Source organism: Aliihoeflea sp. PC F10.4, from assembly GCF_054612275.1.
In genome coordinates this window covers 740,973-758,989 of record NZ_JBTSWH010000001.1, presented here as the reverse complement: position 1 = coordinate 758,989, position 18,017 = coordinate 740,973, and the positions used below count along the sequence as shown (strand labels likewise).

Sequence of the window (18,017 nt, the reverse complement as noted above, 5' to 3'; positions counted from 1 at the left end):
ATAGGCCAATCGGCGTTCCCGATAGGCTACATTATGGCTCCTTGCCAAGCCTCTACATCGCCGCGCCCTGACGCTTTGAAATGTTCGCGTTCTGGTCTTTCGGTCCCGAATCACTACATTGCTGCCATCATGTCCGGATTTCCAGACGATATTCCCTTCTTCGACGAGGACGACGGTCCCCGCCGCCCATCTTCCACGCCCGCGCCCCAGCACGGGCAAGGGGGCATCGCCGCACGCGCGATGGCGGCCCGTCGGCCTTCCGCGCCGCCTGTCGATTATCTGAGCGGCCTAAACCCCGAACAGCGCCGCGCCGTGGAGACAACCGAGGGTCCGGTTCTCGTGCTGGCCGGCGCGGGTACGGGCAAGACGCGCGTTCTGACCACGCGCATCGCGCATATCCTGTCTTCCGGGCTTGCATTCCCGTCGCAAATTCTCGCCGTCACCTTCACCAACAAGGCAGCGCGCGAGATGAAGACGCGTGTCGGCGTTCTCGTCGGCGAGGCCGTGGAAGGCATGCCATGGCTTGGCACGTTCCACTCGATCGGCGTGAAGATCCTGCGCAAGCACGCCGAACTCGCTGGCCTGAAATCGGGCTTCACGATCCTCGACACCGACGACGTTATCCGCCTGATCAAGCAGTTGATCCAGGCCGAGGGGCTGGACGACAAGCGCTGGCCGGCGCGCCAGTTCGCGCAGATGATCGACGGGTGGAAGAATAAGGGCCTCGGCCCGAAGGAAATTCCCGAAGGCGACGCCCGCGCCTTCGCGAACGGCAAGGGCCGCGAGCTTTACACGGCCTATCAGGACCGGCTCCAGACGCTGAACGCCTGCGATTTCGGCGATCTCCTGTGCCATCCGATCCGCATCTTCAAGGGCCACCCGGATGTGCTGGCCGAATATCACCGGCGCTTCAAATACATCCTCGTCGACGAGTATCAGGACACCAACACCGCGCAATATATGTGGCTGCGCCTTTTGGCTCAGCGGCCTGGAACCAAGGCTGACCATCCGGCCGAAGGCCGAGCAGCCGACCGGCTGCCGCCCGACTTTTCGGACGCGCCCGCGCAGGCCAGCGAGCGAAGCGAGCGCTCGGCCGCGAGCGTAAACATATGCTGCGTAGGCGACGACGATCAGTCGATCTATGGCTGGCGCGGTGCCGAGGTCGACAACATCCTGCGTTTCGAAAAGGACTTTCCGGGCGCAGCCGTCATCCGTCTTGAGCGCAACTATCGCTCGACCGCGCATATTCTGGGCGCTGCCTCGCATCTGATCGCGCATAATGAGGGCCGGCTCGGCAAGACGCTTTTCACCGACCAGCCGGACCCGGACGATAAGCGCGTCATGGTCCATGCGGCTTGGGATTCGGAAGAGGAGGCCCGCGCGGTCGGCGAGGAGATAGAGGCGACCCAGCGCAAGGGCACAAACCTCAATGACATGGCGATCCTCGTGCGTGCTTCGTTTCAGATGCGCGAATTCGAAGATCGTTTCGTCACGCTCGGCCTGAACTACCGCGTCATCGGCGGGCCGCGCTTTTACGAGCGCCAGGAAATCCGCGATGCGATGGCCTATTTCCGCGTGGTCGCGCAGCCGGCCGACGATCTCGCCTTCGAGCGCATCGTCAACGTGCCGAAGCGTGGGCTTGGCGAAACGACGGTTCGCCTCGTTCACGATACCGCGCGCGCCCTGCGTATTCCCATGCTCGAAGCGGCCGCAAAGCTTGCCGAAAGCGACGAACTGAAGCCCAAGCCCCGCGCGAGCTTGCGCGAGGTCGCGGCGAATTTCGCCCGCTGGCAGGCCGCGCTTGAGACGATGCCGCATACCGAACTCGCGGAAATGATCTTCGAGGAAAGCGGCTACACCGACATGTGGAAGAACGACCGTTCGGCCGAAGCGCCCGGACGGCTCGACAATTTGAAAGAACTGATCCGCTCGATGGAGGACTACGAGTCGCTGCGCTCGTTCCTCGAACATGTCGCGCTTGTCATGGATTCCGAGCAGAAGGAAGAGATGGACGCCGTTTCCATCATGACGCTCCATTCGGCCAAGGGGCTTGAGTTCGACACGGTCTTCCTGCCCGGCTGGGAGGAAGGGCTTTTCCCGCATCAGCGCGCACTCGACGAAGGCGGGCGTTCGGGGTTGGAGGAAGAGCGCCGCCTCGCCTATGTCGGGCTGACGCGCGCCAAGAAGAACCTGCATTTGTGGTTCACGTCGAACCGTCGCATCCACGGCCTGTGGCAGACGACGATCCCCTCCCGCTTCCTCGAAGAACTGCCAGAAGCGCATATCGAGATCGCCGAGGCCGGCAATACCTATGGCGGATACGGCATCGACCATAATGGCGGGTTCGGCGGTAGGCGAAATCCCTACGGCGCATCGCGTTTCGACGACGCCGGGTCCTTTTCCAACACCTATGCGACACCCGGTTGGCAGCGCGCGCAGAAGAACCGCACCGAGGCAACCGACCGCAACTGGGGTTCCCGCTCGGGCCATCAAGTCGAGCGTATCGGCTATGGCGAACCGGATTCAGGCTTCGGCGCAGGTCGCGGCTCGGTCAAGGCGCGCACGATCGAAGGCGAGCTTGTCGCCCGGTCGGTCGCCGACACGCCTTCGGCGTTCTCGGTTGGGGACCGCGTGTTCCACCAGAAATTCGGAAACGGCAACATCCGCACGATCGAAGGCAACAAGCTCACCATCGATTTCGACAAGGCAGGTCAAAAGCGCGTGCTTGATGGTTTTGTCACCGCTGCATAGCGATTTGGTTGCATTATATTTTTAATACACTTTTAAGTTGCAAATGCAAATCTGCGCTTGCACGGCAATGGTGCCTTGCAAAGCTCCGCTTTCGGGCGGTTCGCTTCCGGGACCCCTTCCGTCACACCACCCCCGCGGCGGAAGGGGTTTCGCGGATTTAGCGACGTCGAACCGAGGTCCCATGCGCGCCGTCCTTCTTGCAGCCTCGATCCTGTTCGCAGCCATGCAACCGGGCAGCGCAACCGAAACGAAATCGAACCCGTTTCGCGCAGAAATATCCGCCTCTCGCCATGTCACCGACAACGCGCTCGACGATCCGCTCGCAGTTTCCGACTGGTACACGCTTTTGCGCGGCGCGCTGTCGGGTGATTTTGACCATGATCTCGGCCGCACGACGCTGACGCTCGACGGCGAATTGCGCCGCTTCGATACGTTCACGATCGAGAACGACGCCGCGATCGGCCTTCAGGGCAAGACGACGCTGCGCCTTACGCCGGACACCGAAATTCAGGCGAGCGCGTTCCTGCGGCACACGCGCGAAGGTGACGCCTTCGTCATCGACGATCTCGCGCTCGGCACGAGAACGGACAAGACGGTCGGCGGCGCAAGCATCCTCGTCGGCTTGCGGCTGACGCCCGCGCTCATTTCCACGAGCGAATTGAGCGGCTTTCGCGAACGGGCGGGCGACACGCGCTTCGAGGACGACCTGATCCCTGCGCTGCGCCTCGAACCCGACCGCGACCGTATCGCACTGTCGCAGGGACTGACGCAGACTTTCGACGGCGGCCGGACGCTCGGCATAAGGGCGAACGGTGAACGCACGACGGTCTCCGGCCTGTTCGAGGAAACGGTCGCGCTCGACCGGATTCGGCTTCGCGGCGAGGCGAGCCGTCAGCATTCGTCCGGCATCGCAATCGCTTTTGCGGGCGGTGCGGAATGGCTTCGCGCATCCTACGATTTCGTCGAGATCATCCGCCCCTCCATCGAAGCGAGCATCATCGCACCTGTCGGCGGCGTCGAATTGCGCGGCGCGATCCGCACCGGCTTCGACAGCGACGACACGGACGATCTTCTCGTTTCCTGGTTTCGGCGCGGCGAGGCCGAATTACTGATCCCCCTGGCCGAAACCCTTGCGCTGAAAGCCGGATTGTTCGTCGAGCGCCGGGACAATCTCGTCATTGCTTATGACGAGGACCGGCGCGGGCTTTACGGCGAGATCGGATGGAAAGCGGGCGAACGCGTCACCATGCTGTTCCGCGTCGACTATCGCGAGCAGGACGCGCCGGATATCGGCTTTTCGAAGTCGCGCCTTGAAGCCTCAATCGGCGTCAGAACACAGCTTTGACCGATGAAAAACGGGCGATCCATGCGGACCGCCCGTTATCCGTTACCTGTCCGGCAGATGTCAGCGGCGGCCCTTGACCGAATAGCGCTTGCTGTTGCCGCCGAGAATGCCGAGTGTCGATCCGTTCAGAACACCGCTCAGGATGCCGTTGCCGGTCTTGTTGCCGTTGAGGATGCCAGAAACGACATTGCCCGAGGCGATCGGCGAGTTGTTGAGGATACCCGTGCCGTTGAGCAGGTTGACGTTGCCGGTGCGCACGGTCGGCGAGACGTTGATCAGGCCGCTCGAATTGGCACTGGAATTGTGGCCGCCCCAGCTGCCGCCGCCCCAGCCGCCGGCATGTGCCGACATACCCGAAATGGCCATTGCAAGAGTTGCGGTCGTGACGATGATGAAGGATTTCATGTGGCTTCTCCCGTTGAAAAGATTGCTTCGAAAAACGCTTCGCTTCCGAGAACAAGAGAGCCAGACAAGCAGGGTTAATGCAATCTTAAATTGCAATAATTCATCAATACAACCTATATACGGAAGATTAACTTTACCAGTTGAGTTTAATAGAGACGATTTGAATTAATTTTTATTTTGTCGAAACCGTATATTTGCGAACGAATTCTTCGATCGATATCGCCTGCATGTCCGGAATCGCCGAGGCGAGCTGTTCCAGCGACCAGCCCCACCATGCTATCTCCCGCAGGGCAAAGATGATTTCAGGTGCGAACCGATAGCGCAGATGCCGGGCCGGTGTCCCCACGACCACTTCGTAAGGCTCGACATCGCGCGTGACCACGGCATTCGCACCGATCACCGCGCCGTCGCCGATCGTCACGCCCGGCATGACGACCGCACCGTGCCCGACCCACACATCATTGCCGATATTGACCCGCGCATCGCGGCGACGATCGCGAAAATCGCCGTCGACGCCGTGAAAACGGAAATACTCGTTCGGCCGATAGGTGATCTTGTGGGTCGTCACCCGCTCCATCGGATGATCGAGCGCATTGATGCGCACATTCGCCGCGATCGAACAGAACTTCCCGATCGAAGCATAGATCGCCTCGCCGTGACGCTCGAAATAAGAAAAATCGCCGATCTCGACCTCGCGCAGAATGACGCGCGCGCCGATGGAAACGAATTTGCCGAGACGGCAGCCTTTCAATTCGGCTGTCGTGTGGATTTTCGGCTCGGCGTCGTGCGGCAGGAACTGGTTCATCGCGAAAGCGTGTAAGGGCCATGCGCCATGGCGGCAAGATGACATCTTTCGGCCCGGTCTGTTGCGGTTTATATCAATCCGATGATCAAAGGTCAGTTCGCCACGCCCGTTCTTCTTTCCGCCGGAGCAGTTCTCGTCTCCGGCGTGACCGGGCTGGCCTTCGCCGGCTGGCTCGACAACGGCGCGCGCATCTTCATGGCCATGGCCGAAACCGGCCTTGCCTGGTGCTTTTGACCCCTCCCCACACGACTGGACGATTGCCGAAATGAAAACCCTGATTATCGCCTGCGTGATCGCTGTTGCCGCCGCCGTCGGCTGGGTCAGCTTCGACTGGTATTCGAGCCGCAATGCCGGCCAGCCCTTCGGCGATCCGTTCACGCTGGTCGACCAGCGCGGCGGCGAAATCACCGAGGCAGCCTTTCGCGGCAAACCGTCAGCGGTCTTCTTCGGCTTCACCTATTGCCCGGAAATCTGCCCGACGACCCTTTACGAACTCGATGGCTGGCTCGACGAAATAGGCAGCGAGGGCGAGGATATCGGCGCCTATTTCGTCACGGTCGATCCCGAGCGCGACACGCCGGATGTCATGAACGCCTATGTCGGCAACGTTTCCGAGCGCATCGTCGGCATCACCGGCGAGCCGGCCAAAGTGGAAGCGATGGCGAAGTCGTTTGGCATCTACATGAAGAAAGTCGAACTCGAAGGCGGCGACTACACGATGGACCACACCGCTTCGGTCATTCTTCTCGACAGCACGGGTGACTTCATGGGCACGATCGCCTATGGCGAAAACCCCGAGACGGCGCTCGCCAAACTGAAGCGCCTCGCTGCAAGCTGATCGACGAAGGACAACCGGTGGCCCAGACCAGACTTTTCTTCAGTGCCGCCAAGCCTCAGGCCGAAGCCGCCTATCGCAAGCTCGAAATCCTGCTCGAAGACGACGGATACCCGCTTTCCATCTTCGAACTCGACGAAGATGCCGGCATCGACGAAGTGTCGATCTATGCCGACGACGCAAACACCGGCCTTCGCCAGTTGATCGAAACCACCATCGCGGATGAAGCGCCCGGCGCAACGCTCGAAAGCGAAAATCTCGACGATGTGGACTGGGTCGCGAAATCGCTGGAAGGGCTGAAGCCTGTTCGGGTCGGCCGCTTTCTGGTTCATGGCGCACATGACCGCGACAAGAGACATATCGGCGATCTCGCCATCGAGATCGAAGCAGGGCTGGCTTTCGGCACCGGCCATCATGGCACGACCGCCGGATGCCTCGAACTGATCACCGAGGTCGCGCGCCGCGAGAGGCCGCGAAACGCGCTCGATCTGGGTACCGGCAGCGCCGTCCTGGCGATCTCGCTGGCGAAATCGTGCCGCATCCCCGTCCTGGCGACCGACATCGACCCGGTCGCGGTCGACGTTGCGAAAGACAACGTCCGGCTCAATCACGCGCACGCTTACGTGCATGCTGTCACGGCCGCCGGTTTTCATCACCAGATCTTCGCGAAATGGCGGCCGTTCGATCTGATCGTCGCCAACATTCTCGCCCGTCCGCTGATGACGCTCGCGCCCCAGATGGCCCGCCACATATCACCCGGCGGCTCGCTGATCCTGTCGGGCATTCTCGAGCGCCAGCGCGAGGCGGTGATCGCCGCCTATGTCGGCCAAGCCTTCCGGCATGTGAAGACGATCCGCCGCGAAGGATGGGTCGCACTGCACCTGAAGCGATAACCAGATTGCGCACATGAAAAAAGGCGACCCATTGGGCCGCCCTTTCATGTCGTCTCGCAATGCTCTGCTCAGTAAGGGTAGGACGTTGCCGCCTGCTTCCTGAGGTCCTCACGGCGATAACCGTGGACGCGGAGCGTCTCGTCATCGAGCATGAGAAGTGCGCTGTTTACGTAGCGGTTTGCCTGTCGGGTACGCGCCTCGATGAGTGCGTCCATCGCGTTGCGGAAAAAACCGCGCTTTGCTGCATTTGCCATGTCGCGTCTCCTTGATCTGGTTGGAAGAAGTAACCTCCACGACTTGAAAGGTAAGCAATGCTGACCTTTTTAACCAGATCGACAGCTGCATGGCTGCCATGTTTTTTTGCATGTGCGAAATGATGCTTCGCAATGCAGCATTTCCTTTTGAAGCTTGAGGGTTTCGAACGCCTGCGAGGCGCGCTAGATGTCGGTTCAGTCTGGAGATACCGCCATGTTTCAAAGCTTCGAAAGCCACAGCGATCCGCGTCAGGGAACGGAGCATATTCCTCTGCTGCGGCAGGAACTGGCCCGCATCGGCGTCGACGGCTTTCTGGTGCCTCGCTCCGACGAGCATCAGGGCGAATATGTCGCCGCCCGTTCCGACCGGCTGAAATGGCTGACGGGCTTCACCGGTTCGGCCGGCTCGGTGATCGTTCTGTTAAAGGAAGCAGTCATCTTCGTGGATGGCCGCTACACGCTTCAGGTCCGCTCTCAAACGGACGGCGAGACCTTTTCCTATGACAGCCTCGTCGAGAACCCGCCTGCGAAGTGGCTTGCCGACAATCTGCAATCCGGCGTCCGTCTTGCCTTCGACCCGTGGCTGCACACGGTCGCGGAAACGAAGGCGTTGCGCGCGGCCGTTGAAAAGGCGGGCAGTGAACTAGTCCCGCTCGCCGTCAATCCGATCGATACGATCTGGCAGGACCAGCCCGACGCGCCGAAGGGCGCGGTGGCGATCCAGCCCGTCGGCTTTGCCGGAGAACTGGCCAAGGACAAGCTGGTGCGTATCGCCGCCGCGGTCGGCAATGCCGGCTCGACGCATACCGTTCTCACCGATCCCTCTTCGATCGCGTGGCTTTTCAACATTCGCGGCGCTGACGTGGAGCACACGCCTCTCGCGCTCGCCTTCGCGATTCTGCCCGCCAAAGGCCGTCCCTCGCTCTTCATCGATCCGGCCAAGCTGGGGATCGAGGCAAAAGCCTACCTGACACAGCTTTGCGACCTGCATGCTCCGGCAGCGCTTGAGCCTGCCTTGACCGCGCTGGCAAAGGACGGCGCGACGATCGGGCTCGATCCGCAACTTGCCGCCGAGCGCCTGCGGATGATCGTGGAAGATGCACAGGGCAGGATCGTCGATCTGCCCGATCCGGCTCGTCTGCCCCGCGCGGTGAAGAACGAGGCCGAGCTTGACGGCGCACGCGCAGCCCATCGCCGCGACGGCGTCGCCATGGCGCGGTTTCTTTGCTGGCTGGATGCGCAAAAGCCGGACACGGTGGACGAGATTTCCGTCGCAACGCATCTCGAAACATGCCGCAGCCGCAGTGGCGAGGAAGTGCAGATGCCGCTGCGCGACATTTCCTTCGACACCATTTCGGGCGCAGGTCCGAACGGTGCGATCATCCATTACCGGGTGACGACCGGAACGAACCGCAAGCTGGCTTCGGGCGAACTCTATCTCGTCGATTCCGGCGGGCAATATCAGGACGGCACGACCGACATCACCCGCACGGTGGCGATCGGAACGCCGACGGACGGCATGCGCCGGCACTATACGCTGGTGCTCAAAGGATTGATCGCCGTGTCGACGCTGCGTTTTCCAACCGGCACGCGCGGCATGGATGTCGATCCGTTCGCGCGCCACGCCCTGTGGCAGGCCGGCCTCGACTTCGCCCACGGCACGGGCCACGGCGTCGGCTCGTTCCTGAGCGTCCACGAAGGCCCGCAGCGCATCGCCAGAACCGGCACGCAAGCGCTGCTCCCCGGCATGATTCTGTCGAACGAACCCGGCTACTACCGACCCGGCGAATACGGCATACGCCTCGAAAACCTGATCGTCGTGGAAGAAGCGTCTGCCATCGACGGCGGTGAGATAGCCATGCACGGTTTCGAGACGCTCACGCTTGCGCCTTTCGACCGCAGGCTGATCGATGTCGCGCTTCTGGATGTGTCGGAGATCGTCTGGCTCGACGCCTATCATGCACGCGTTGCGAGCGAACTTGGTGGATTGGTCGAGGACGATGTCGCAAAATGGCTTGAAGCCGCAACCGCGCCGTTGTCAAAATAGATTTCGGCCCACAATCAGGACAATCGCGCCGACGATGAACATCGTCATCAACCCGCTGCGCCATCCGACGATTGCTGCAGCGGCAAGCGCGACGAGTTCGACCGGTCCGCCGGTATAGGCGGCGGGCGCAACGAGCGTCGTCAGGACGGCCGCCGGAACAGCATCGAGTGCCGCTTCCACGCGCGGGTGGACGCGGCTGAAACGGGACAGAACCAGATGCCCGCCAATGCGCGACAGATAGGTCGCGACGGCCGCCCCGAGAATGATCCAGACAGTGGTCGTCATACGTTTTCGCCTCCGCTTGCCCGCACGGGCATAAAGGCTGCCAGCGCCATCCCGGCGATCGCGCCGACGGAAACATGCCAGGGAGAGCCGATCGTCTCATAAGCGATGATCGACGTGATCGCGCTTGTCACCACGATCGCCAGCCACATCGGCCGCATGCGGAACGAGAGAACGAGACCGAGGAAGTAGATCGGCAGCAGAAAATCGAGCCCCAACGCGTAGGTATCGGGAATAAGGCCGCCAAATGTCGCGCCGACATAGGCCTCGAGCACCCACAACACATAGACGGGCAGCACCATGCCGATGAACCAGGCAAACGTCACCGGCAATCCGCGTTCGCCCCGGGCTTCCGATTCGGCATAGGCCGGATCGACCAGAAAGAAGAAGCCGAACGCGCGTTGGGCGGATGTCCAGTGCGGTACGCGCCGTCCCACTGCCGCGGAATAAAGAACATGCCGGAAATTGACAGCGAAGATCGACAGAACGATCAGCCATGGCGCGACGTGCTGGCCGAACAGATCGAGCCCCACCATCTGGCTCGCGCCGGCAAAGACGGTCGCGCTCATCAACACCGCCTCGCCGGCCGTCATCCCGTTATCGACGGCGAGTGCGCCGAAAAGCACGCCGAACGGCGCTGACGACAAGATGACGGGGATGCTGCGGCGCGTGCCGCGCATGAATTCTTCTGTGAAGGACATGTGCCCTCTTAGGTCAGCCGTGCTGTCCTGTCACATGAAAAGACTTGGCACTATCATCATGCTTATAAAGCACTCAGCGTCCGACCCGCTCGAACCACTGGTCTTCGTCGATGACCTCGATACCGAGTTCGCTCGCCTGCTTCAGTTTGGAGCCTGCCCCCGGTCCGGCGACCACGAGATCTGTCTTTTTCGAGACCGATCCAGCCACTTTCGCGCCGAGACGCTCCGCCATCGCCTTTGCCTCGTCTCGCGACATCTTTTCGAGCGAGCCGGTGAAGACGACCGTCTTTCCCGCGACCGGCGACGACACCGCCTGTGGCGCCTCCTCATCGAGCGGCGTCACCTCGCCGAGCAGGTCGGCGACCGCCTGGCGATTATGGGTTTCGGCGAAGAATTCGACGAGCGCCTCGGCGACCACCGAACCGATGCCATTGACGCCGACGATCTCCTGCCATGCGGCATTGCCCGGATCGCCCTTACCTTCGGGCATCTTCGCGGATTCCGCCGCCGCGCGAAGCGCCTCGAAACTCAGAAAGTGGCGCGCGAGCCGTTTGGCGTTCGTTTCGCCGATATGGCGGATGCCCAGCCCGAACAGGAAGCGCGAATGCTCGACGCGGCGGCGCTCGTTGATCGCTGCGAAGAGTTTCTTGACCGACACCGCACCGAAACCGTCGACATTTTCCAGCTTTGCGAGCGATTTGTCCTGTCGCTTCTCAAGCGTGAATATTTCGGCGGGCGTCTTGATCGAAAAATTCGGATCGGAATGATTATAGAAGAACTCGATCTGCTTTTCGCCGAGCCCCTCGATGTCAAGCGCGTTGCGCGAGACGAAATGGCGGATGCGCTCGACGGCCTGCGCCGGACACACCAGACCGCCGGTGCAGCGGCGCACGACCTCGCCCTCCTCGCGCACGGCATGGCTGTCGCAGGCGGGGCATCGGTCGGGAAACACATAGGGCTTCGCGGCGGCCGGGCGTTTTTCGGGCAGTATGTCGAGGATTTGCGGAATGACATCGCCGGCTCGCTGGACGACGACCGTATCGCCGACACGGATATCCCTGCCCTCGCGGATCGGCTGGCCCGAATTGCCGATGCCCTTGATGTAGTCCTCATTGTGGAGGGTCGCGTTGGTGACGACCACGCCGCCCACCGTCACGGGCTTCAGCCTTGCAACTGGCGTCAGCGCCCCCGTGCGGCCGACCTGAATGTCGATCGCCTCCAGTTCCGTCATCGCCTTTTCGGCCGGGAATTTGTGCGCCGTCGCCCAGCGCGGGCTGCGCGAGCGAAAGCCGAGCCGCTCCTGAAGCGCCAGATCGTCGACCTTGTAGACGACGCCGTCGATATCGTAGGGCAGGTCCGCGCGGTCTTCTTCAATGGCGTGATAATGCGCCAGCATATCCTCGGTCGAGGAGCAGCGCTTCATCAGCGAATTGACCGGAAAGCCCCATTTTCCGAGCTTCGCCACCGCGTCGAACTGCGTTTCGGCAAGCGGTTCGGACGTCTCTCCCCAGGCATAGGCAAAGAAACGCAGCGGCCGCGTCTTCGTCACGTTCGGATCGATCTGGCGCAAGGAGCCTGCCGCCGCGTTGCGTGGATTGGCAAACACGCGCCCGCTTTCGGCCATGCGCTCGTTCAGCGCCATGAAGTCCGCGCGGGCCATGTAGACCTCGCCGCGCACTTCAAGGATCTCCGGCGCGCCTTTGATCCGATTCGGGATTTCGGAAATCGTGCGGATGTTTGCTGTGACGTTTTCACCGGTCGTCCCGTCACCGCGCGTCGCCGCCGTGACGAGTTCGCCATTTTCATAGCGCAGCGACATCGACAGCCCGTCGATCTTCGGCTCGGCCGTAAAGACGATCTCGTCTTCCGGCTTGAGCGACAGGAAGCGCCGCACCGACTGCACGAAATCCGCAAGGTCCGAATCCGAGAAGACGTTGTCGAGCGACAGCATCGGACGGGAGTGCCGCACGGATGTGAACGCACCGGCCGGTTCGGCCCCAACCCTCAGGGAAGGCGAATCCTCGCGCACCAGTTCGGGAAAGCGCGCCTCGATCGCCGCGTTGCGCTGGCGCAGGGCATCGTAGTCGGCATCCGAAATCTCCGGCGCGTCCTTGCTGTGATACGCCTCGTCATGCCGCGCGATCTCCGCGCTCAAAAACGCCAGTTCCTCCGCCGCTTCCTCCGGCGTCAGGTCGTCGACAGATTTTATGGAACGGGACATGGGCATAAACTTCCGGTGGAACTGACCGGCAAAATAGCCGGAAACGTCGCCGGCTCAAGCGCCGTTTCAGCCTGCCCCAAGCAAACGCTTCGCCGCCGCGCGCGCCTCGTCAGTAATCGTCGCGCCAGCCAGCATGCGGGCGATCTCTTCCTGGCGGGCATCGATGTCCATCGCCGCGACACGTGTGGCAACGCCGTCCGCATTGCCGGATTTCGAGATCAGGTAATGCGTGGAGGCGCGGGCGGCCACCTGCGGCGCATGCGTGACGGACAGCACCTGCACACGCTCGGACAGCCGTGCCAGCCGTGCGCCGATGGCGTCCGCCACCGCACCGCCGACGCCAGTGTCGATTTCGTCAAAGACGAGCGTCGGCGCGGAACCGCGATCGGCGAGCGCCACTTTCAGCGCCAAAAGGAAGCGGGACAACTCGCCGCCCGATGCGACCTTCATGATCGGCCCTGCCCGCGTGCCGGGATTTGTGCGCACCCAGAACTCGATCTGGTCGATGCCGAACTCGCGGCGATCTTCCGGCTCGGATTTCATTTCCACGATGAATTCGGCGCGTTCCAGCTTCAGGGCCGGCAGTTCGTCCATGACCGCGCGGGCGAGATATTCGGCTGTTCCGATGCGCAGTTCAGACAAATGCCGCGCCTTTTCGTCGAAGGCGTCCCGCGCTTCGCGCGCTTCTTTTTCCAGCGCGGCAAGCCGGCCCTCGCCCGCATCGAGATCGGCAAGATCGGCCATCATCGTGTCGCGCAGTTCGGCGAGGTCATCGACGCTGACCGAATGTTTGCGTGCCAATGCGCGCAGGGCAAACAAGCGTTCTTCCGCACGCTCCAGCACCTGCGGGTCAAACTCGATCGCGCGCAGCGCCTCGTCGACGGCGGTTTGCGCGGCATCGAGCGAGATCAGCGCCTCGTCCAGCGGCGTGATGATCGGGTCGAGCAGGCCCGGCGCTTCTTCGGCCTTGCGCTGCAGGCGGCGCAGGAGGCTCGCAAGCTGCGGCACGGACGAACCCTGCCCCGAAAGCACGTCGAGCGCATCGTTGATTTCGGTCGCGATCTTTTCGGACCGCATCATGTCGGCGCGCTGTTCGGCCAGATACGTTTCCTCGCCAGGCTGCGGATCGAGCTTGCCGAGTTCGTCCACCGACGCACGCAGATAGTCCGCCTCGCGCGCGGCCGCGTCCACCTTGGCGCGGTGACGCTGCAATTGCAGTTCCAGATCGCGCCAGTGCCTGTGGGAGCGCGCGACGCTCCGCGCCTCGCCAAGATGCCCGCCGAACGCGTCGAGCAGGTCGCGATGCGCGGTCACGTCGACCAGCGCCCGATCGTCATGCTGGCCGTGTATTTCCACCAGCGCGCGGCCTACTTCGCGCAAAAGCGTGACGCTTGCCGGCTGATCGTTGATGAAGACGCGGCTGCGTCCGTCGCCCGTCTGGATGCGCCGCAGGATGATGTCGCCTTCGTCCTCGACGCCGTTTTCACGCAGAAGTTCGCGTGCCGCATGCCCGGCGGGGATATCGAAAACCGCGGTGACGTTGCCCTGCCCCGCACCATGGCGAACGAGAGAAGCGTCGCCGCGCGCGCCGAGCGCGAGCGAAAGAGAATCGAGCAGGATCGATTTACCGGCGCCCGTCTCGCCGGTCAGCACCGAAAGGCCCGACCGGAAGTCGATGTCGAGCCGCTCGATCAGAACGATATCGCGGATCGACAGATGGGCGAGCATGAAGGTGCGTGGCCGTCAGGTTCCCAGGATCGCCGCGCCGGCCCGCGAAATCCACGAGCCCGCGTTCTCGCGCGGCTGAAGACCGCCCGATTGCAGGAGCGCGTAGGAATCCCGGTACCACTGGCTGTCCGGATAGTTGTGGCCGAGAACAGCGGCCGCCGTCTGCGCTTCGGACGCAAGGCCCATCGCGTAATAGGACTCGGTCAGACGCGCGAGCGCTTCTTCGACATGACGCGTATTCGAATAGTTTTCGACTACCAAGCGGAAGCGCTTGATCGCCGCGACATACTCGCGCCGTTCCAGATAATAACGCCCCACCTGCATTTCCTTGCCGGCAAGCTGATCGCGGGCGAAGCGGATCTTGGCGTTAGCATCCTCGACATATTCGGATTCCGGCCAGCGCTGCGTGACGGCTTCCATCGCCTCGATGGTCCGGCGCGCGTCGCCCTGATCCTGCGTCACGTCGGAAATCTGACGCCAGTAGCTCAGCCCGACGATGTACTGCGCATATGCCGCTTCGGAATCGTTCGGGTAAAGCTGAACGTAACGCTGCCCCGAATTGATCGCGTCCTGATAGTTGCCCTGCCGATATTGCGTGAACGCACCCATCACCATCGAGCGGCGGGCATATTCGGAATAAGGATGCTGGCGATCGACGGCCTCGAACTTGCGAGACGCCTCGCTAAGCCGTCCGGCTTCCAGATTGGCAAGACCCTGATTGTAGAGCGCATCGGCGGGCTCGACGCTTTCCACGTAGTTGGTCAGGTCCATCGCGTCGTCGGTCGATGCGCAAGCAGTCAGCGAGAATGGTATCGCGACTGTAGCTGCGATGAGCAAGGCGGCTTTGGCGCGACGGGTCTGGCGCTCTGTGCGTTCGAACGTGTCGATGGGCATTGCCCCTCCGGCAAAACTTGATGGCAACAGCACAGCCTTAGAGCATAACGCCCGGCTGGCAGCAACGCTATGGTCACTCAATCGCGCAATTTTGTGGCAGGCTCCACCACAATCGTTAAAGCGCACCTTCCGAAAGCGCGACACGGCTTTCGGATCAAGACATGCGTAAAACCAGATGATTAAAGCAGCTCGAACGCATCTGGCGACGAAAGAAGAGCGTCGAGCGCCGCCGCATTCATGCGGTGCCCGGCCTTGAACGAACGGTAAAGGCCGATGATCGCGCTGCCGCCAATTGCAAGGTCGCCGACCGCGTCGAGCGCCTTGTGGCGCACGAACTCATTCGAAAAACGCAGGCCATCGGCATTGACGACGCTGTCGTCCTCACCGATGACCACCGAGTTTTCCAGCGACGAGCCGAGCGCAAGCCCGGCCGCCCAAAGGCGCTCGACATCGCGCATGAAGCCGAATGTGCGCGCAGGCGCGATCTCGCTGCGATAGGTTTCAGCGTCGAGGTCGAAGGCAATCTCCTGCCGCCCGATGGCAGCCGAGGGAAATTCGATGGCGACTTCGAAACGGCTGCCCTCATGCGGGACGAACTCGGCCCATGCCGATCCGTTCTCGATCCGGACGGGGCGCAACACCCGGATCCGCGCTTTTTCCGCATCCTGCCGCGCGATGCCCGCCGCGTCGATCGCCGCGACGAAACCTGCCGCGCTGCCGTCGAGGATCGGAATTTCGTTCCCCGCGATCTCGATTTCGATATTATCGAGCCCGACGCCGCAAAGGGCGCTCATAAGATGCTCGACCGTGCCGACATGAAATCCGGCCGGATCACCGAGAACGGTCGACAATTCGGTGGAGGCGACGTTTTCGCGCCGTGCGGCGAGCCGCTGGCCACTTTTCGCATCGACGAAGACGATGCCGGTATTGGCATCGGCGGGGCGAAGAAGAAGGCGCGCTTCTTTGCCACCGTGCACGCCGACACCTGCGATGGTCGTCTCATTCGCCAGCGTTGTCTGAAATGTCGCCATACGCTTTCCCGTTGAAAGGTTTGCGCGAACATAGCGGCACGTCGGACGCACGCAAGCGCAAACGAAAACGGGCCCCGAAGGGCCCGTTTTGCAATGCTCGATCCTTGGCGGATCAGTTCGCCTGACGACGCAGGAACGCCGGAATTTCGAGCTGATCGTCTTCCTGCACCTGACGCGGTTGCACTGCCATGCGGCCGTTATCGTCCATCTGGCCGCGGCGCGGCGCATAGTGCTGTGCTTCCGCGCTTGGTGCACGGCGCTGCTCGGGAGCCGGCTGCTGCGGACGCAGGCGCGGTTCGCGCGGCTGTGCCGGCTGGAGACGCGCAGGCTCTTCCTCGCGGCGTGCCAGACCGTTCGTCAGGCGCTTCAGGAGACCCATCGGGCCGCGATCTTCGGCCTGCGGCTCGGGCGCGGCGCGCGTCAGTTCGGCCTGCACCATCGGCGGGAAGTCTTCCACGCGCGGCATGCGGGCCTGCGGAGCGGGAGCTGGAGCGACCGGCGCTGCCACCTGCTGCACGGGTGCGGCATGCTGAACCGGTGCTTCCACCTGACGGACCGGCTCGGCGAAGAGACGGCTCTGCGGGCGGAAATCGTCCTGCGGCGCGGCCGGGCGAAGCTGTGCGGCTTCCGCATCGGCCTGGCGGATCGCTTCGGCGACCGGATCGTGCGAAGCGGCAGCGACCGGCTGCGGACGCTCTTCGACCGCGCGCGGCGCGGGCTGCGGGGCGGCCGGTGCCTGCTGGACCGGAGCGTGAACCGGCTTTTGCTGTGCCTGGCGCGGCGTGATCGCAGGGGCTGCGATGTCGGCAGCGGCCTTATCGATGCCTGTTGCGACGACCGAAACCCGGATGACGCCTTCCAGTTCCTCGTCAAAGGTCGCGCCGAGAATGATGTTGGCGTCGGAATCGACTTCCTCGCGGATGCGCGTTGCGGCTTCATCGACCTCGAATAGCGTCAGGTCGCGCCCGCCGGTGATCGAGATCAAGAGGCCCCTGGCACCCTTCATCGAGGTTTCGTCGAGGAGCGGATTGGCGATCGCAGCCTCGGCAGCGGCCTGAGCGCGGCCTTCGCCGGAAGCTTCGCCCGTGCCCATCATGGCCTTGCCCATCTCGCGCATGACCGAACGAACGTCGGCGAAGTCGAGATTGATGAGGCCTTCCTTCACCATCAGGTCGGTGATGCAGGCAACGCCCGAATAGAGCACCTGATCGGCCATCGCGAACGCGTCGGCGAAGGTGGTCTTGTCATTGGCGATGCGGAAAAGGTTCTGGTTCGGAATGACGATGAGGGTGTCAACGCACTTTTGCAGTTCCTCGATACCCTGGTCGGCGGTGCGCATGCGCCGCTGGCCTTCGAAGTGGAACGGCTTGGTGACGACGCCGACGGTCAGGATGCCCTTTTCGCGTGCCGCGCGGGCAACGACCGGGGCTGCGCCCGTACCCGTGCCGCCGCCCATGCCGGCGGTGACGAAGCACATATGGGTGTTCGACAGATGGTCGATGATCTCGTCGATGCATTCTTCGGCGGCCGCGCGGCCGACTTCCGGCTGCGAGCCCGCGCCGAGGCCCTCGGTCACGTTCGCACCAAGCTGGATGAGGCGCTCGGCCTTCGTCATCGTCAGCGCCTGTGCGTCGGTGTTCGCCACGACGAACTCGACGCCGCGAAGACCTGCGGTGATCATGTTGTTGACGGCATTGCCGCCACCGCCGCCGACACCGAAGACGGTGATGCGCGGCTTCAGCTCGGTGATGTCCGGCTTTTGCAGATTGATGGTCATGAGTGTCGTCCTTTTTTCGCCTGTCCTGCCGCGACGCCGCTGCGGCCG

16 protein-coding genes are annotated in these 18,017 nt (G+C 62.6%); 6 read left to right on the top strand and 10 right to left on the bottom strand.

Features of this window, described 5'->3' with window-relative positions; all coding sequences use genetic code 11:
* Positions 1-129 precede the first annotated feature (129 nt).
* Positions 130-2,751, top strand: coding sequence for an ATP-dependent helicase (locus ACX82Z_RS03700; protein WP_459586800.1), 2,622 nt, complete (start codon positions 130-132; stop codon positions 2,749-2,751).
* Positions 2,752-2,932: 181 nt separating this feature from the next.
* Positions 2,933-4,096, top strand: coding sequence for a hypothetical protein (locus ACX82Z_RS03695; RefSeq protein ID WP_459586799.1), 1,164 nt, complete (start codon positions 2,933-2,935; stop codon positions 4,094-4,096).
* A 60-nt stretch (positions 4,097-4,156) separates the two neighbouring features.
* On the opposite strand, the gene ACX82Z_RS03690 is transcribed toward ACX82Z_RS03695, so the two are convergent.
* Together ACX82Z_RS03690 and ACX82Z_RS03685 are read right to left on the bottom strand one after the other, a co-directional pair.
* Positions 4,157-4,501 carry a hypothetical protein gene (locus ACX82Z_RS03690; protein ID WP_459586798.1) on the bottom strand — a complete coding sequence of 115 codons (345 nt, stop codon included), beginning with the start codon at positions 4,499-4,501 and terminating at the stop codon, positions 4,157-4,159.
* 172 nt (positions 4,502-4,673) lie between these two features.
* Complete coding sequence (locus ACX82Z_RS03685; protein WP_459586797.1) at positions 4,674-5,306, bottom strand: DapH/DapD/GlmU-related protein; 633 nt, start codon at positions 5,304-5,306, stop codon at positions 4,674-4,676.
* A gap of 81 nt (positions 5,307-5,387) precedes the next feature.
* Here ACX82Z_RS03685 and ACX82Z_RS03680 point away from each other — a divergent pair, with 81 nt between their 5' ends.
* The 3 genes from ACX82Z_RS03680 to ACX82Z_RS03670 are packed head-to-tail and all read left to right on the top strand — an operon-like array spanning position 5,388 to position 7,034.
* A complete protein-coding gene (locus ACX82Z_RS03680; RefSeq protein WP_459586796.1) occupies positions 5,388-5,540 on the top strand; it encodes a hypothetical protein in 153 nt (50 codons plus the stop codon).
* A gap of 31 nt (positions 5,541-5,571) precedes the next feature.
* Positions 5,572-6,144, top strand: a complete 573-nt coding sequence (locus ACX82Z_RS03675) for an SCO family protein (protein WP_459586795.1) — start codon at positions 5,572-5,574, stop codon at positions 6,142-6,144.
* A 17-nt stretch (positions 6,145-6,161) separates the two neighbouring features.
* Positions 6,162-7,034 (top strand): 50S ribosomal protein L11 methyltransferase, encoded by an 873-nt coding sequence (locus ACX82Z_RS03670; RefSeq protein ID WP_459586794.1) that lies wholly within the window; start codon positions 6,162-6,164, stop codon positions 7,032-7,034.
* A 68-nt stretch (positions 7,035-7,102) separates the two neighbouring features.
* Here ACX82Z_RS03670 and ACX82Z_RS03665 read toward each other — a convergent pair whose 3' ends face one another.
* A complete protein-coding gene (locus tag ACX82Z_RS03665; RefSeq protein ID WP_459586793.1) occupies positions 7,103-7,288 on the bottom strand; it encodes a hypothetical protein in 186 nt (61 codons plus the stop codon).
* Between the two features lie 214 nt (positions 7,289-7,502).
* Between ACX82Z_RS03665 and ACX82Z_RS03660 the strand changes: the two genes are divergently transcribed.
* Positions 7,503-9,335: an aminopeptidase P family protein gene (locus tag ACX82Z_RS03660; RefSeq protein ID WP_459586792.1), complete on the top strand. Its 1,833-nt coding sequence runs from the start codon at positions 7,503-7,505 to the stop codon at positions 9,333-9,335.
* Here ACX82Z_RS03660 and ACX82Z_RS03655 read toward each other — a convergent pair.
* The 7 genes from ACX82Z_RS03655 to ftsZ all read right to left on the bottom strand — a co-directional run bounded on the left by ACX82Z_RS03655 (position 9,327) and on the right by ftsZ (position 17,969).
* Positions 9,327-9,620, bottom strand: a complete 294-nt coding sequence (locus ACX82Z_RS03655; RefSeq protein ID WP_459586791.1) for an AzlD family protein — start codon at positions 9,618-9,620, stop codon at positions 9,327-9,329. The genes ACX82Z_RS03660 and ACX82Z_RS03655 overlap by 9 nt on opposite strands.
* Positions 9,617-10,318: an AzlC family ABC transporter permease gene (locus ACX82Z_RS03650; RefSeq protein WP_459586790.1), complete on the bottom strand. Its 702-nt coding sequence runs from the start codon at positions 10,316-10,318 to the stop codon at positions 9,617-9,619. Before ACX82Z_RS03650 ends, ACX82Z_RS03655 begins: the two co-directional genes overlap by 4 nt.
* A gap of 73 nt (positions 10,319-10,391) precedes the next feature.
* Positions 10,392-12,545 carry an NAD-dependent DNA ligase LigA gene (gene ligA / locus ACX82Z_RS03645; RefSeq protein ID WP_459586789.1) on the bottom strand — a complete coding sequence of 718 codons (2,154 nt, stop codon included), beginning with the start codon at positions 12,543-12,545 and terminating at the stop codon, positions 10,392-10,394.
* A gap of 60 nt (positions 12,546-12,605) precedes the next feature.
* Positions 12,606-14,267: a DNA repair protein RecN gene (recN, locus tag ACX82Z_RS03640; RefSeq protein WP_459586788.1), complete on the bottom strand. Its 1,662-nt coding sequence runs from the start codon at positions 14,265-14,267 to the stop codon at positions 12,606-12,608.
* A 15-nt stretch (positions 14,268-14,282) separates the two neighbouring features.
* Positions 14,283-15,161, bottom strand: coding sequence for an outer membrane protein assembly factor BamD (locus tag ACX82Z_RS03635; RefSeq protein WP_459586787.1), 879 nt, complete (start codon positions 15,159-15,161; stop codon positions 14,283-14,285).
* Between the two features lie 179 nt (positions 15,162-15,340).
* Complete coding sequence (gene lpxC, locus ACX82Z_RS03630; protein ID WP_459586786.1) at positions 15,341-16,192, bottom strand: UDP-3-O-acyl-N-acetylglucosamine deacetylase; 852 nt, start codon at positions 16,190-16,192, stop codon at positions 15,341-15,343.
* A gap of 112 nt (positions 16,193-16,304) precedes the next feature.
* Entirely contained in the window at positions 16,305-17,969 is a 1,665-nt protein-coding gene (ftsZ, locus tag ACX82Z_RS03625; RefSeq protein ID WP_459586785.1) for a cell division protein FtsZ, read from the bottom strand.
* Positions 17,970-18,017: the final 48 nt, after the last annotated feature.

Coding starts and splice junctions, on each gene's coding strand:
- ACX82Z_RS03700 (WP_459586800.1), top strand. CDS start 130: ATGTCCGGATTTCCAGACGATATTCCCTTCTTCGACGAGGACGACGGT.
- ACX82Z_RS03695 (WP_459586799.1), top strand. CDS start 2,933: ATGCGCGCCGTCCTTCTTGCAGCCTCGATCCTGTTCGCAGCCATGCAA.
- ACX82Z_RS03690 (WP_459586798.1), bottom strand. CDS start 4,501: ATGAAATCCTTCATCATCGTCACGACCGCAACTCTTGCAATGGCCATT.
- ACX82Z_RS03685 (WP_459586797.1), bottom strand. CDS start 5,306: ATGAACCAGTTCCTGCCGCACGACGCCGAGCCGAAAATCCACACGACA.
- ACX82Z_RS03680 (WP_459586796.1), top strand. CDS start 5,388: ATGATCAAAGGTCAGTTCGCCACGCCCGTTCTTCTTTCCGCCGGAGCA.
- ACX82Z_RS03675 (WP_459586795.1), top strand. CDS start 5,572: ATGAAAACCCTGATTATCGCCTGCGTGATCGCTGTTGCCGCCGCCGTC.
- ACX82Z_RS03665 (WP_459586793.1), bottom strand. CDS start 7,288: ATGGCAAATGCAGCAAAGCGCGGTTTTTTCCGCAACGCGATGGACGCA.
- ACX82Z_RS03660 (WP_459586792.1), top strand. CDS start 7,503: ATGTTTCAAAGCTTCGAAAGCCACAGCGATCCGCGTCAGGGAACGGAG.
- ACX82Z_RS03655 (WP_459586791.1), bottom strand. CDS start 9,620: ATGACGACCACTGTCTGGATCATTCTCGGGGCGGCCGTCGCGACCTAT.
- ACX82Z_RS03650 (WP_459586790.1), bottom strand. CDS start 10,318: ATGTCCTTCACAGAAGAATTCATGCGCGGCACGCGCCGCAGCATCCCC.
- ligA (WP_459586789.1), bottom strand. CDS start 12,545: ATGCCCATGTCCCGTTCCATAAAATCTGTCGACGACCTGACGCCGGAG.
- recN (WP_459586788.1), bottom strand. CDS start 14,267: ATGCTCGCCCATCTGTCGATCCGCGATATCGTTCTGATCGAGCGGCTC.
- ACX82Z_RS03635 (WP_459586787.1), bottom strand. CDS start 15,161: ATGCCCATCGACACGTTCGAACGCACAGAGCGCCAGACCCGTCGCGCC.
- lpxC (WP_459586786.1), bottom strand. CDS start 16,192: ATGGCGACATTTCAGACAACGCTGGCGAATGAGACGACCATCGCAGGT.
- ftsZ (WP_459586785.1), bottom strand. CDS start 17,969: ATGACCATCAATCTGCAAAAGCCGGACATCACCGAGCTGAAGCCGCGC.